General features: G+C 60.0%; 13 protein-coding genes and 2 pseudogenes. 14 read left to right on the forward strand and 1 reads right to left on the reverse strand.

Features of this window, described 5'->3' with window-relative positions; genetic code table 11:
- The first annotated feature begins 12 nt into the window (after nucleotides 1-12).
- The 9 genes from Q8X48_RS13955 to Q8X48_RS13995 all read left to right on the forward strand — a co-directional run bounded on the left by Q8X48_RS13955 (nucleotide 13) and on the right by Q8X48_RS13995 (nucleotide 8,603).
- The gene (locus Q8X48_RS13955) at nucleotides 13-981 is read left to right on the forward strand and encodes a Gfo/Idh/MocA family protein (protein ID WP_407801559.1); all 969 of its coding nucleotides are present in this window, start codon (nucleotides 13-15) and stop codon (nucleotides 979-981) included.
- Nucleotides 982-1,196: 215 nt separating this feature from the next.
- A complete protein-coding gene (locus tag Q8X48_RS13960; protein WP_407801558.1) occupies nucleotides 1,197-1,949 on the forward strand; it encodes a GntR family transcriptional regulator in 753 nt (250 codons plus the stop codon).
- Nucleotides 1,946-3,676: a fumarate reductase/succinate dehydrogenase flavoprotein subunit gene (locus Q8X48_RS13965; RefSeq protein ID WP_407801557.1), complete on the forward strand. Its 1,731-nt coding sequence runs from the start codon at nucleotides 1,946-1,948 to the stop codon at nucleotides 3,674-3,676. The genes Q8X48_RS13960 and Q8X48_RS13965 overlap by 4 nt, the downstream gene beginning before the upstream one ends.
- A gap of 26 nt (nucleotides 3,677-3,702) precedes the next feature.
- Complete coding sequence (locus Q8X48_RS13970; protein WP_003180418.1) at nucleotides 3,703-3,948, forward strand: 4Fe-4S dicluster domain-containing protein; 246 nt, start codon at nucleotides 3,703-3,705, stop codon at nucleotides 3,946-3,948.
- 237 nt (nucleotides 3,949-4,185) lie between these two features.
- The gene (locus Q8X48_RS13975) at nucleotides 4,186-5,592 is read left to right on the forward strand and encodes an ABC transporter substrate-binding protein (RefSeq protein ID WP_407801556.1); all 1,407 of its coding nucleotides are present in this window, start codon (nucleotides 4,186-4,188) and stop codon (nucleotides 5,590-5,592) included.
- 146 nt (nucleotides 5,593-5,738) lie between these two features.
- A complete protein-coding gene (locus Q8X48_RS13980; RefSeq protein WP_102674038.1) occupies nucleotides 5,739-6,521 on the forward strand; it encodes an ABC transporter permease in 783 nt (260 codons plus the stop codon).
- Complete coding sequence (locus tag Q8X48_RS13985) at nucleotides 6,521-7,369, forward strand: ABC transporter ATP-binding protein (RefSeq protein WP_407801555.1); 849 nt, start codon at nucleotides 6,521-6,523, stop codon at nucleotides 7,367-7,369. The genes Q8X48_RS13980 and Q8X48_RS13985 overlap by 1 nt, the downstream gene beginning before the upstream one ends.
- Nucleotides 7,366-8,328, forward strand: a complete 963-nt coding sequence (locus Q8X48_RS13990) for a HEAT repeat domain-containing protein (RefSeq protein WP_407801554.1) — start codon at nucleotides 7,366-7,368, stop codon at nucleotides 8,326-8,328. Before Q8X48_RS13985 ends, Q8X48_RS13990 begins: the two co-directional genes overlap by 4 nt.
- Nucleotides 8,325-8,603: a DUF971 domain-containing protein gene (locus Q8X48_RS13995; RefSeq protein WP_015094860.1), complete on the forward strand. Its 279-nt coding sequence runs from the start codon at nucleotides 8,325-8,327 to the stop codon at nucleotides 8,601-8,603. The genes Q8X48_RS13990 and Q8X48_RS13995 overlap by 4 nt, the downstream gene beginning before the upstream one ends.
- Nucleotides 8,604-8,666: 63 nt before the next feature.
- Here the strand turns inward: Q8X48_RS13995 and Q8X48_RS14000 are convergent, their stop codons facing one another.
- Nucleotides 8,667-9,386, reverse strand: coding sequence for an AAA family ATPase (locus Q8X48_RS14000; RefSeq protein WP_407801553.1), 720 nt, complete (start codon nucleotides 9,384-9,386; stop codon nucleotides 8,667-8,669).
- Nucleotides 9,387-10,574: 1,188 nt separating this feature from the next.
- On the opposite strand from Q8X48_RS14000, the pseudogene Q8X48_RS14005 reads away from it, so the two are divergent.
- The 5 genes and pseudogenes from Q8X48_RS14005 to imuA all read left to right on the forward strand — a co-directional run.
- Nucleotides 10,575-10,661: pseudogene (locus Q8X48_RS14005) on the forward strand (gamma-butyrobetaine hydroxylase-like domain-containing protein); the annotation flags it as partial.
- Between the two features lie 157 nt (nucleotides 10,662-10,818).
- Complete coding sequence (locus Q8X48_RS14010; protein WP_407801551.1) at nucleotides 10,819-11,961, forward strand: MFS transporter; 1,143 nt, start codon at nucleotides 10,819-10,821, stop codon at nucleotides 11,959-11,961.
- Nucleotides 11,943-12,062: pseudogene (locus Q8X48_RS14015) on the forward strand (gamma-butyrobetaine hydroxylase-like domain-containing protein); the annotation flags it as partial. The gene Q8X48_RS14010 and the pseudogene Q8X48_RS14015, both read left to right, overlap by 19 nt.
- A gap of 165 nt (nucleotides 12,063-12,227) precedes the next feature.
- Nucleotides 12,228-12,845, forward strand: coding sequence for a transcriptional repressor LexA (gene lexA / locus Q8X48_RS14020; protein ID WP_407801550.1), 618 nt, complete (start codon nucleotides 12,228-12,230; stop codon nucleotides 12,843-12,845).
- Nucleotides 12,845-13,462, forward strand: a complete 618-nt coding sequence (imuA, locus tag Q8X48_RS14025) for a translesion DNA synthesis-associated protein ImuA (RefSeq protein WP_007973327.1) — start codon at nucleotides 12,845-12,847, stop codon at nucleotides 13,460-13,462. Before lexA ends, imuA begins: the two co-directional genes overlap by 1 nt.
- Nucleotides 13,463-13,469: the final 7 nt, after the last annotated feature.

Genomic DNA, 13,469 nt, shown 5'->3' on the forward strand with positions numbered 1-13,469 from the left:
CAAGGAGAGCCTATGAACCTGGTGCGCTGGGGCATGATCGGTTGTGGCAGTGTCGCTGAACGCAAAAGCGCACCGGCCTTCTACAAGGCTCCCGGATCGGCGCTGGTGGCGGTGATGGGGCGGCGCCTGGAAGCCGTCACCGACTACGCCGCGCGCCACGGCATCGCGAGGGTTTATACCGATGCGCATGCGCTGATCAACGATCCCGAAGTCGACGCCGTGTACATCGCCACACCGCCCGACAGCCATCACGCCTATGCCTTGCAGGTGGCCGCCGCCGGCAAGCATTGCTGCGTCGAGAAACCGATGGCGCTCAACGCCGGGCAAAGTCGCGAGATGCAGCAGGTGTTTGCCGATGCCGGGTTGCATCTGTTCGTGTCCTATTACCGGCGTTCGCTGCCACGCTTCCGGCAAGTGCGGCAATGGCTGGAGGAGGGGCGGATCGGCGAGGTCCGGCACTTGAGCTGGACCCTCACCAAAGCCCCGTCGGCAGCGGATCTGGGTGGCGCGAACAACTGGCGTACCGATCCGGCGATTGCCGGTGGTGGCTACTTCGCCGATCTGGCCAGCCATGGCCTGGACCTGTTCCAGTACCTGTTCGGCGATATCGTCGAAGTCGCCGGGCTCACTGCACGGCAGGCCGGTTTGTACGCGGCCGAAGATGCCGTCAGCGCCACTTGGCGGTTTGCCAGCGGGGCACTGGGGATGGGCTGCTGGAACTTCGTCGCCGATCGCCGCGAAGACCGGGTCGAAGTGATTGGCAGTCAAGGCCGGATCACTTTTTCAGTGTTCGATGAGCACCCGGTCGAGTTGCACGCCGACGAAAACCTCAGCCTGACCATCGAGCATCACGCGCACATTCAGTGGCACCACGTGTTGGGCATGAATGCGCATATTCGTGGTGAGGCGCAGCATCCGGCGGTAGCCGCAGAGGCGCTGAAGACTGATTGGGTGATGGACCGGATTCTCAAGCGCCACTGATCCTTCAGACCAAAACATAGTCCCCTGTGGGAGCGAGCCTGCTCGCGAAGACATTGTGTCAGGCAATATGTTGTTGGCTGACACACCGCTTTCGCGAGCAGGCTCGCTCCCACAGGGACGGTGGTGAATCTAACCTTATGCGCATTCGGTATTTCTCAAGCGTGTCATAACCTCTCTAAGATCACGTCATAACTCGTTATAACAAGTGATCTGCCATGCCCGATAACGTTCTATCCCTGAGCAGCGTCCCGCTGCACACCCAGCTGCGAGACGTGCTGCGCGCCCGCATCCTCGACGGCCAATACCCGCAAGACAGCCAGATGCCTTCCGAAAGCGAGCTTGGCGCCTTGTTCAAGGTCAGCCGCATCACCGTGCGCCAGGCCTTGGGTGACCTGCAAAAGGAAGGGCTGATCTTCAAGATCCACGGCAAGGGCACTTTCGTCGCCAAGCCGAAAACCTTCCAGAACGTCAGCACCCTGCAAGGCCTGGCCGAGTCCATGACCGGTCGCGGCTATGAGGTGATCAACCGCCTGCGCAGCTTCAAATTCATTGCAGCCGACAAGCTTGTCGCCGAGCGTTTGCAGGTCGAGGAAGGCGAGATCGTGGCGCAGATCAAGCGGGTGCGCCTGATCAATCGCGAGCCGATTTCCCTGGAAATCACCTACCTGCCCAAGGCCGTTGGCGAGCGTCTGGAAAAGGCCGATCTGGTCACCCGCGACATTTTCCTGATCCTGGAAAACGACTGCGGCCTGGCACTCGGTCACGCTGACCTGGCCATCGATGCGGTACTGGCCGACAGCGACCTGACCCAGGCACTGAACGTCGAACCTGGCTCGCCGATCATGCGCATCGAGCGTCTGACCCACGACGCCGAAGGCCGGCCAGTGGACTTCGAACACCTTTACTACCGTGGCGATGCCTTCCAGTACCGCCTGCGGATCGACCGGCAAAAAGGGGAGCAGGCATGACGCGCAGCACGTTGGAGCAGGAATACGACATCGTCGTGATCGGCGGCGGCACCGCCGGGCCGATGGCGGCGATCAAGGCCAAGGAACGCAACCGCGACCTGCGGGTGTTGTTGATCGACAAGGCCAACGTCAAGCGCAGCGGCGCGATCAGCATGGGCATGGACGGCCTGAACAACGCGATCATTCCCGGCCACTCGACACCGGAGCAGTACACCAAGGAAATCACCATCGCCAACGACGGCATCGTCAACCAGGCGGCGGTGTACGCCTATGCCACCCACAGCTTCGAGACGATCGAGCAACTGGACCGTTGGGGCGTGAAGTTCGAGAAGGACGAAACCGGCGACTACGCGGTGAAAAAAGTCCACCACATGGGCGCTTACGTGTTGCCGATGCCGGAGGGGCACGACATCAAGAAAGTCCTGTACCGCCAGCTCAAGCGCGCGCGGGTGAGCATCACCAATCGGCTGGTCTGCACCCGATTGCTGACGGACGAGGAGGGCGCGGTCAACGGCGTGATGGGTTTCGACTGCCGCACGGCGGACTTCCATGTGATCAAGGCCAAGGCGGTGATCCTCGCCTGCGGCGCCGCCGGACGCCTGGGTCTGCCGTCCTCGGGCTACCTGATGGGCACCTACGAAAACCCGACCAATGCCGGCGACGGCTACTCGATGGCCTACCACGCCGGGGCCGAGCTGGCGAACCTGGAATGCTTCCAGATCAACCCGCTGATCAAGGATTACAACGGCCCGGCCTGCGCCTACGTCACCGGTCCCCTGGGTGGCTACACCGCCAACAACAAGGGCGAGCGCTTCATCGAGTGCGACTACTGGAGCGGGCAGATGATGTGGGAGTTCCATCAGGAGCTGGAAAGCGGCAACGGCCCGGTGTTCCTCAAGCTCGATCACCTGGCCGAGGAAACCATCCAGAACATCGAAGAGATCCTGCACAGCAACGAGCGTCCGAGCCGTGGCCAGTTCCATACCAATCGCGGCACCGACTACCGCACGCAGATGGTTGAGATGCACATCTCGGAAATCGGCTTTTGCAGTGGGCATTCGGCGTCGGGGGTGTGGGTCAACGAGAAGGCCGAGACCTCGGTCAAGGGCTTGTACTCGGCGGGGGACATGGCGGCGGTGCCGCACAACTACATGCTCGGTGCGTTCACCTATGGCTGGTTTGCCGGCAACAACGCGGCGGATTTTGTCGACGGGCGTGAGTTTTCCGCGCTGGATGCCGCGCAGATCGAAAGCGAAAAACAGCGGGTCTATGCACCGCTGGACCGCGAACACGGCCTGCCACCGGCCCAGGTCGAGTACAAGCTGCGGCGCTTCGTCAACGACTACCTGCAACCGCCGAAAGTGACAAAGAAGATGCAGATCGGCCTGCAACGCTTCAGCGACATCCAGCGCGACCTCGACCAGATCAAGGCCCACAACGCCCACGAACTGATGCGTGCCATGGAAGTCAGCATGATCCGCGACTGCGCCGAAATGGCCGCCCGCGCTTCATTGTTCCGCGCCGAAAGCCGCTGGGGGCTTTACCACCATCGCGTCGATCACCCGCAACGCAACGACCGCGACTGGTTCTGCCATTGCCACTTGAAGAAGGACGAAAACGGTTTGATGAGCAGTTTCAGGAAAGCCGTCGAGCCTTACATCATCCCGCTGGATGCCGACGAGATGCAGGCCTACCACCGGCTGCGGGTCGGTGCCGATGCAGCTTGATGCCGACAACCCGAGAGAGACCGAACATGGCTTACCAACCCCAGGAAATCTTCTTCCGCTCCAACGCACCGGTCACGGTCGATGAAGACAAATGCATCGCCCACAAAGGCTGCACCGTGTGCGTCGACGTCTGCCCGATGGACCTGCTGGCGATCAACCCGGCTACGCAAAAGGCCTACATGGCGTTCGACGAATGCTGGTACTGCATGCCCTGTGAAAAGGATTGCCCGACCGGGGCGGTGAAAGTGGAGATCCCTTATTTATTGCGCTGATTGACAGGACGCCATCGCTGGCAAGCCAGCTCCCACAGGGATTTGTGGTGAGCCTTGATTTTGCAGATACCAGAGAAACCTGTGGGAGCTGGCTTGCCAGCGATGAGGCCCGCCCTGACAACCCAAAAAGCCATCCGGCAACCACCGGACGCCTGATCCAGAACACCCCTCGTTTCCCACCACGCCCTGATCGTGGCGGAGACGAACATCCAATAAATGATTCGAGGGGAAACACTCATGATGTTGCGTGCAGCTTTGGCCGGTCTGGTACTGGCTTCCTTCACCCTGTCGGCCTCGGCCGAAACCATCCGCATTGCCATCGGCACCCAGGACACCACCATCAACTGCGCCGCCGGCGGATTGTTGATTCGCGAGCTCGGCCTGCTGGACAAATACCTGCCCCACGACGGCCCCTACAAAGACGCCCAATATGACGTGCAGTGGAAAAACTTCACCAGCGGCGCACCGCTGACCAACGAGATGGTCGCCGGCAAACTCGACTTCGGCGCCATGGCCGATTTCCCCGGTGCGTTCAACGGCGTGGCCTTCGAAACGGCGGGCAAGCACAGCCTGTTCATCAGCGTGTTGTCGGGCAGCACCAAGGGCAGTGGCAACGGCATCGTGGTGCCGAGTGCATCGGGCGTGCAGTCGCTGGCCGAACTCAAGGGCAAGACCATTTCCGTGCCGTTCGCTTCCACCGCCCATGGCATGCTGCTGCGCGCCGTCGCGGCCCAGGGCTGGGACCCGCTCAAGGACGTGAACATCATCGCCCAGCCGCCGGAAGTCGCCGGCTCCGCGTTGCAGGCCGGCAAGATCGATGCTCATGCCGACTTCGTACCCTTCGCCGAGCTGTTCCCCAGCCGTGGTTTCGCCCGCAAGATCTATGACGGCTCCCAGGCCGATGCGCCGACCTTCCACGGTGCGCTGGTGGATCAGGCCTATGCGAAAAAGTACCCGGAAATCGTCGTCGCCTACCTGCGGGCGAGCATCGAAGCCAACCAGTTGCTGGCGGCTGAACCGGAGAAATACAGCGAGTTGATCGCCAAGGTCACCGGGGTCGATGCCGAGGTCAACTACCTGTTCCATGGCCCCCTCGGCGTGCAGACCCGCGACCTGAGCTGGAAGCCGGAATACCGTCAGGCCGTGGGAACCGCCATCGATACCCTCAAGCTGTTGAAGAAGGCCGATCGCGGTCTCGATCTCAACACCTTCATCGACGACCAGTACATCCGTGCCGCCTTCAAAGCCTCGAACCTGGACTACAGCGCGCAGCTTGGGAATTACCAGCAGACGCCGCTCAAGGCCGTCGATGCGGCAAGCGGCAAAGCCATCACCGACTTCAGCCATGTGGCGGAAATCTGGGTGCGTGGCGAGCCGAAGGTCCGTCAGTACGCCTCGGCGGAGTCGGCATTTACCGCGCTGACGGCGTTGAAACAGGAAGGCAAGAACATCCGCGCGGTGTACACCCAGGCCAGCGACAGCGGGATCAAGCTGCTGGCGGATCAGGCGTGGTTTGCCACCGACGGGAAAGGGCGGCTGAGCGCGTTCCTGCTTAAAGGCCAGGCCCAACAGTTCGCCACGGCCCAGGGCGGCAAAGTATTCGACTTCACCGATGCCACGACCCAGGCTGTTGCCGCTCGCTAACCCCCAAACACCACTGATCTCCTGTGGGAGCGAGCTTGCTCGCGAAAAACGTCCGGACAACGCGATCCGTCAGACAGAGCGCGTAATCGTTGGCGTTCTTCGCGAGCAAGCTCGCTCCTACAGGAGGTGGGTTGAGAGGAAAAATTGTGTACCGATCATATTCTCGCTGGATCCCCAGAGCCGCTTCACTGCTGCTCTGCCTGCTGTTCTGGCAACTCGCCGCCAGCCACCACTGGAACCTCGGCCTGGTGACCTTCGCCAACGTCCCGACACCCTTGGCGGTCATTGAAGCCGCCCTTGGCCTCGGCGACTCGGGCAAACTCGCCCAGCACCTGGGCAGCAGCCTCGGGCGGGTATTCGCCGGCTACCTCGCGGCGCTGATCATAGGCGTCGCCCTGGGGCTGGCCATCGGCCGCTCGAAATGGGCCGAAGATCTGTTGCTGCCGCCCCTGGAAGTCCTGCGGCCGATTCCGGCCGTGGCCTGGATTCCCCTGGCGATCCTGATGTTTCCCTCGTCGGAACTGTCGATGGTGTTCATCACCTTCACCGGCGCCCTGTTCCCGATCCTGCTCAACACCGTGCATGGCGTCGAAGGTGTCGACCCACGGCTGATCGCCTCGGCGAAAAGCCTCGGGGCAGGGCGCCAGGCCATCCTGCTGGAGGTCGTTCTGCCGGGCGCGGCGCCGAGCATCATCACCGGCCTGGCCATCGGCATGGGCACCTCGTGGTTCTGCCTGGTGACGGCGGAAATGATCTCCGGCCAATTCGGCATCGGCTATTACACCTGGGAGTCCTACACCATCCAGAACTACGCCGACATCGTCGTCGGCATGCTGCTGATCGGCGTGCTCGGCATGGGCAGCAGCCTGTTGATCAAGCGTCTGGGCGGGCTGTTCACGCCTTGGCATCGACCACGAGGAAAAGCCTGATGAGCGTTTTTCAACACCTGGAAGGACGTATCGATATCCGTGGGTTGTCGATCAGCCTGGGCGAGGGCCATGGGGCTTTCGAAGCGGTGCAGGGCCTCGACTGCCAGATCGAACCGGGGCAGTTCGTGTGCATCCTCGGGCCGTCCGGTTGCGGTAAATCCACCTTGCTCGGGGCGCTGGCCGGCCACCTGCAACCGCGCATCGGCAGCTTGAGCGTGGATGGCGCGCCGGTGTCGGGGCCATCACCACAACGGGGCATGGTGTTCCAGCAGCACACGCTGTTTCCCTGGCGCACGGTGCGTGACAACGTGGCGTTCGGCCTGAAAATGCGTGGCGTCGGCAAGGTCGAACGGCTCAAGGCGGCGGATGAAATCCTCGCCCTGGTGGGCCTCGAAGGTTTTGCCGGGCGCTGGCCCGACCAACTGTCCGGCGGCATGCAGCAGCGGGTGGAAATCGCCCGGGTGCTGGTCAACCGTCCGCGCCTGTTGCTGATGGACGAGCCCTTCGGTGCCCTCGATGCCCTGACCCGGTTGAACATGCAGGAACTGCTGCTGGACATCTGGACGCGCATCCGCACCACCGTGGTGTTTGTCACCCATGACATCGACGAAGCGCTGTTCCTCGCCGACCGCTTGCTGGTCATGAGCTCGCGCCCCGGGCGAATCATCGAAGACCTGCGCCTGGACTTCCCCCGGCCGCGCAGCACGGAACTGATGACCCGCCCTGAATTCTCGCATCTGAAGCGCCATTGCCTCGAACTCCTGCGGCACGAAGACGGCCGGCAACTGCCGCGCCTGAACCCGCTCGGACTTCCCCCTGAAAACAAACTGCCGCGATTTGCCCTATGACCTCTCTATTCGATGTAACCGATAACGACGACATTCTGGCCCTGCAACCACGCCTGACCGATGACGACCCCGGCGTACGCCGGATCGCGCTGATCGAACTGGCCGATCTCGAGGAGCCGGACGGCCTGCAGTGGTTGATCGATCGACTGGCCGAAGACCCGAGTGCAGACGTTCGCGCCGAAGCCGCCCGGTTGCTGGAAGCCTGGGAGGACGCGCCCGTGGTCGAAGCCTTGTGCCAAGCCCTGACGGATCCATCCCCGGCGGTGCAGGCGGCCGCTGCGCAAAGCCTCAGCCTGCTCAAGAGCGAAGCGGCGGGCCGGGTCATTCTGCCGTGGACCGGGCACGCTGACAGCGGCGTACGCATTGCCGCGTTCCGGGCGTTGCGCGAGTTGCGCTGCCCCGATGCCGCCGATGCAGCGGCCCGGGCATTGGACGATGAAAGCGCCAGCGTGCGCCGCGAGGCGCTGGGCGTACTCGGCTGGCTCAAGCAGCTTGATGCCTTACCGGCACTGGCGCGACTGGCCAGCGCTGACCCGGACACCGACGTGCGGCGGGCCGCCACCGGGGCGTTGGGCCTGGCGTCTGACGCCCAGGTGCTGCCGGCCCTGCGCCAGGCCTTGCGGGACGATGCCTGGCAAGTCCGCGAAGAAGCCGCCACCACCCTGGGCAAGGTCGGCCACCCCGACGCCGGCCCGGCCCTGGTCGACGCCTTGGGCGACGATTACTGGCAGGTGCGTCTGCGCGCCACCCGCAGCCTCGGTCGCTTGCGTTATGGACCGGCGCTCGAAGCGCTGATCGACACCCTCGGCCACCGCATCAGCAACCTGCGCAAGGAAGCCGCGCTGGCCCTCGGCGAACTGAACGACCCACGGGCCATTGCGCCATTGCAGGCCGCGCAACACGACGGCGACCCGGAAGTGCGCAAGGCTGTGCGCATTGCCTTGAGTCAACTGCAATGAACCCGCTGGCGGTGGGTAATTCGCAGGGTAGGCAGCAGCTGCGATTGAACTGGCCCGATGGCCGCGAACAGTGGCTGGACCACGCCGAACTGCGTCGTCAGTGTCCATGTTCGCAGTGCCGGGCCTTTCGTCTGCGGGGGATGGCGCCGATGGTGGATGCCCGGGTGCGGGTAATCGAACTGAACCCGCAGGGCTATGGCCTGCAACTGGTCTTCAGCGATGGGCATGAGCGGGGGATTTATCCGTGGGCGTATCTGGCTGGACTTACCGACTGAATCGAATCCATTCCTCGGGAGTTGTCGCGATCTGCGGCAGCTCCCCCGTGCGCTTCCAGTGGTTTATGTTGCGAATACAGGTTCAGTAACGGCCCGGATAAACGCATCGTCCACAGTCTTTACTCCATACTTTTGCATGAACTCACTGCCGTTGTTAAAGCGATTGAAGCATTTCTGGCTGATCATATAAAAATAATCACAGTGGTTAATGACTTCATCAACATTGTGCGAGGAAACCAGAATGGCGGTGCCCTCCCTGGCAGCGCCGTGAAGACATTGCCAAATATAGTGACGAAATTCCGGGTCTACGCCGGCAGTAGGTTCGTCGAGAATTACAAAGTCTGCGGAAATTGAAAGAAGGGAAAGAGTAAAGAACCAGCGTGTCTCTCCGTAGCTGCACAGCGATGATTTTTTGTTCCACATATCTTGGTATCGGTCAACTATCGCAGGGCTCCATGCACTTAGTTTTTTCAGGGTTTTATCTTGTGTCATGGGCTCGTTTGATGACAGCGCCGATACCATTTTAAAAATGTCACGCATGCGCAGCGGTGGGGGCGTGGAGATGATTTGGGAAAGGTATAAAAAGCGAATGAAGTCGTTTTTTATGAAGCCGGATTTTGCTTTTTTAAGGTCGCAGACGATATCGAAAAAAGTTGTTTTTCCAGATCCGTTGGGCCCCAGAATGCCGACAATGTCACCTTGAGCAACTTCAAGAGATGCTTGGGTTAAGAGGGGAGTGTCTGTATAGGAGAAGTCAATGTTCTGCGCCGTGAATTTTTTCATCAGTACCGGCTCCATACGGGATTGATTCTTAGGTGTTTGAACGTTCTGTACAGTGCAAAAATAAACAAAAGAACGATTGCGGCTGTGATGGGTTTGTTGGGGCCAAGGCCTTGTTCCATTATTTGGCTTGCAAGTGTCAGTGGGTTTGCGAGGTTCAAAGCGTCGGTGATGGGGTTTGGTCTGCTGGCACTCATTACTCCGAGGATCAACATGCAGAACGAAAAAATGGAAAGCAAAGTGTTCGAGTTCTGAAAGTTGATCGGTAGCAATGAGAAGGCAGCCCCGAGAGCGCAAAACATGATAAAGCAGATGTAGAATCGTAGTGCCAGATTCAGTAGTTCACCGAGGGCGTAGTTTCCAAATGGAAACTTGGTTGTCAAGTAAAAGGTTGCGCAATAAGATATTGATATTAGCGAGTATGCAATGAAGTGCGATAAAAGAAAAATCAGTTTTGATTCCCTGGAGTAAATGAATGATCGAGTGAATCCGCTTTCCCTTCTTCCGATTATGTAAAAGGCGAATCCGAATAGTGCGACACTTGAAGAGATGTAGGCATAAAACCATGCCGAAATTGTAATGTAATTGCTGGAGAGGTAGTTGGGGTCTTGCCTGGTTGTTGCAAAAAAATAGAACATTACACAAGGGGGTATCATGATCCAGAAAAAGGCGATGGGCTCCTTTAGTTGTTCTTTGATGAATATGGAGGTTAGGGAGAATGCTCTGGGTAAAATATTTTTAGTCATTGAATGGTATCGCCCTGGGGTTGTTGTTTTTCAGTTCGCTTTCGTTTGTGGTTTGCTGTCTGGCATTGATTAGTTGATTTTGGCGTTGGGTGCAAGTGATGTGGTAGGGGGGTTCTTATGGTTTTTTAAGATGTTTCCTACATGTGATTAGGACGCTTAATGGTTCGGTTTGGTTTTAGTGGGTGTGGGTTCAAATGTGGATTCGTGGAATTCCTTTTTGAAACGGTGTTTTAGTTTTCGGCACACAGAAATGATCTTGCTATGTTGAGTAAGATACTTCTGTCGGAGTCAGTGCGCGCTTTGTACTTTTTATGGATTTTTATTTTCTTCAAATGCTGATTTTTTTAGAAAGGCGACGAACGGTAGGTCTTGTTTTTTTTGATCGTCCTTTTTGTTCGAGTAAGGAACGCTGGGCCTTACGTCTACGGGTTATCGAGTTGCGCGCCAGGGCTATGGCCTGCAACTGGTCTTCAGCGATGGGCATGAACGGGGGATTTATCCGTGGGCCTATCTGGCTGGACTCACTGGCTGAACCGGCCTCCTGTAGGAGCTGCCGCAGGCTGCGATCTTTTTGCTCTGGTCTCAAGGAGGAATGCTTATGATCTCTATCGCCGATCGCTTATCACCTTATTACCGAAGCGCTGAGCGTCTCGTCTTTTCGCAAGTTGCTCATTGGCCAAAGTCTTTCGATGGCCGGCGACGCTATTTGTCTGGCCGCACTGCCGATAGCGCTTATCCGGACCGGCTACGGAGGAGAAGTATTCGGTTTTGTCATGGCGGCAGTCGGGGTAGGGACCGTGATCGGGGCCCTGATCGGAGGTTTGCTGGCGGATCGAAAGTCGCCGAAGCAAGTACTGATTTACACCGACACGGCGAGGGGTGTTGCGCAACTGGCCGCAGTGGCGCTGATCGTCTCCGGTACGCCTTGGTGGTACCTGGTCTTTGCCTACCTGATATTTGGCATCGGCATTGGGTTTTCCCGTCCGTGTGCTCAGGTACTGCTCGTCAAATTGCTGCCCAAGCAAGCACTGGTGGCGGGCAATGGTGCGATGAACTTTGTCGACAACCTGGTCGCTGTGCTGTTTCCCGCGACGCTGGGTGTATTCATCATTTTCTGGGACCCGGTCTGGGGCATTTTGATCGATGGTCTCACATTCTTCTGCGCCGCCATTTACACGGCGATGTTGCCCAATGTGGAGTCCCATGAGTTCGAGGAGAAGTTCTCGATCCGAGAAGCGGTCAATGGCATTGCCATCGTTACCGGCAACTCCAAGCTTTTGCTGGGCTTCGCGGCCACCCTTGTGGTGAACGTCTTGTGTTTCCCGATTTTCCTGGTCGTCGCTCCCTATGCCATCAGCGATCGATTCAACGAAGAAATGTGGGGGCTGTGTCTGGCCGCCTCGGGATTCGGTGCGTGCATTGGATCAATCATCACGGTGCTTGTTTCCGGGCATGAACGACTGATCGGACTTGCTGTGACCTGCGGCTTGTTCCTGGCCGGCGCGATGGCACTACTCGGCATGGGAAGCTCGTCCTGGATGGCGATACTGGGGGCGATCCTGGTGGGTATCGTCGAAGCGTCCTGGTTGACTGGTTGGGCCACAGCGATGCAGACACTGTCTCCCGAAAAGGACCTCGGTAAAGTGGTGGCAGTCGATACGCTCTTTACCAGTGGCGTGCACCCCTTCATTTTTCTTGGTAGCGGAATCGTCGGCGGGATGGTCGGTTATTCCCAGACCCTTTCCCTCACGGCAATCCTCAGTGCCGTAGGCACACTGTTAATTGTTTTGGTGTCCTTTACGCTCATGCCAAGGAGGCGCGGGTTCGGGTGATCGAATAGCACTCGCAGGGGGTATGGCCTGCAACTGGTCTTCAGCGATGGCCATGAGCGGGGATTTATCCGTGGGCGTATCTGGCGCAACTCACCTCTTGAGTCACTGAAGTCCAATGTGGGAGCGAGCTTGCTCGCGATGAGGCTCGCTCAGTCGATACACATGTTGAATGAAAGACCATCGCGAGCAAGCTCGCTCCCACAGGTCACTGGTCCTGCCACCAGATGATTGACGGTTCTTGCCAGGCAAAAGCCAAAAGAGTACAAATGTACTCCATGACGACTCTGACTCCCCGCCGTACCGCCATCCTGACCTTTATCCGCGATCGCATCGCCGAGCACGGTCAGCCTCCGAGCCTCGCCGAGATCAGCGAGGCGTTCGGTTTCGCCTCCCGCAGTGTGGCGCGCAAGCATGTGTTGGCGCTGACCGAAGCCGGGTTTATCGAGGTCAACCCGCATCAGGCCCGGGGCATTCGCCTGCTCGGGCAGCCGCCGCGTCCCGAGTTGCTGGACATCCCGGTGCTCGGTCGGGTGGCGGCCGGTGCGCCCATCGGGGTCGATGCGCAAATCCATAGCCGCTTGCTGCTCGATCCGTCGATCTTCTCGCGGGTGCCGGACTACATGTTGCGGGTGCGCGGTGATTCGATGATCGAGGACGGTATTCTCGACGGCGATCTGGTGGGCGTGCACCGCAACCCCGAGGCGCTCAACGGTCAGATCGTCGTGGCGCGGCTCGACGGTGAAGTCACCATCAAGCGCTTCGAGCGGGTCGGCGATGTGGTTCGCCTGCTGCCGCGCAACCCGGCCTACCAGCCGATCATTGTGAACGCCGATCAGGACCTGGCCATCGAAGGCGTGTTCTGTGGCCTGGTGAGGCAAGGCTGATGGGTGCCGTCGTTGCGCTGGATACGCTGTTCAATGGCGGCCAGGTCTGGAGGGGCCGGCCTGCGCCGCCGGCCGCCAGCCCGCAGCCCACCGGGCACGCCGCGCTGGACGCGGCATTGCCCAGCGGTGGCTGGCCGGAGGCGGCGCTGACGGAAATCCTGCTGGCCGGGCAGGGCGTGGGTGAGTTGCAACTGGTGTGGCCGACGCTGGCACGGCTGTCGGCGGCGGGCGAGCGCATCGTGCTGGTGGCGCCGCCTTATGTGCCGTATCCCCAGGCGTGGCAGGGCGCCGGGGTCGATCTGCGTCAGTTGTCGATCATCCGGGCCAGCGAGCGCGATGCGCTGTGGGCCGCGGAACAATGCCTGCGTTCGGGCAGTTGCGGCGCGGTGCTGTGCTGGCCGCACAAGGCCGATGACCGCGCCTTGCGCCGCTTGCAGGTGGCGGCGGAAACCGGCCAGACCCTGGCCTTCGCCTATCGTCCCCTCAGTGAAGCGATCAACCCTTCGCCGGCGGCCCTGCGCATCGCCATCGATGCCCGGCCGGCACAACTGCGCGTGCTCAAGTGCCGCGGCGGCCTGGCCCGTTCGGCGCCGATTGCCTTCGCCGTGGGGCATTGAGGTTGCC

It is taken from the genome of Pseudomonas sp. QLc11A (genome assembly GCF_052112305.1).
Taxonomy (GTDB): Bacteria; Pseudomonadota; Gammaproteobacteria; order Pseudomonadales; family Pseudomonadaceae; genus Aquipseudomonas; species Aquipseudomonas laurylsulfatiphila.

Bases quoted from the DNA above. Each gene is read 5' to 3' on its own strand.
- Q8X48_RS14010 (WP_407801551.1), top strand. From the start codon at position 10,819: ATGGCCGGCGACGCTATTTGTCTGGCCGCACTGCCGATAGCGCTTATC.
- Q8X48_RS13990 (WP_407801554.1), top strand. From the start codon at position 7,366: ATGACCTCTCTATTCGATGTAACCGATAACGACGACATTCTGGCCCTG.
- Q8X48_RS13960 (WP_407801558.1), top strand. From the start codon at position 1,197: ATGCCCGATAACGTTCTATCCCTGAGCAGCGTCCCGCTGCACACCCAG.
- Q8X48_RS13975 (WP_407801556.1), top strand. From the start codon at position 4,186: ATGATGTTGCGTGCAGCTTTGGCCGGTCTGGTACTGGCTTCCTTCACC.
- Q8X48_RS13995 (WP_015094860.1), top strand. From the start codon at position 8,325: ATGAACCCGCTGGCGGTGGGTAATTCGCAGGGTAGGCAGCAGCTGCGA.
- Q8X48_RS14000 (WP_407801553.1), bottom strand. From the start codon at position 9,386: ATGAAAAAATTCACGGCGCAGAACATTGACTTCTCCTATACAGACACT.
- Q8X48_RS13985 (WP_407801555.1), top strand. From the start codon at position 6,521: ATGAGCGTTTTTCAACACCTGGAAGGACGTATCGATATCCGTGGGTTG.
- Q8X48_RS13970 (WP_003180418.1), top strand. From the start codon at position 3,703: ATGGCTTACCAACCCCAGGAAATCTTCTTCCGCTCCAACGCACCGGTC.
- imuA (WP_007973327.1), top strand. From the start codon at position 12,845: ATGGGTGCCGTCGTTGCGCTGGATACGCTGTTCAATGGCGGCCAGGTC.
- lexA (WP_407801550.1), top strand. From the start codon at position 12,228: ATGTACTCCATGACGACTCTGACTCCCCGCCGTACCGCCATCCTGACC.
- Q8X48_RS13965 (WP_407801557.1), top strand. From the start codon at position 1,946: ATGACGCGCAGCACGTTGGAGCAGGAATACGACATCGTCGTGATCGGC.
- Q8X48_RS13955 (WP_407801559.1), top strand. From the start codon at position 13: ATGAACCTGGTGCGCTGGGGCATGATCGGTTGTGGCAGTGTCGCTGAA.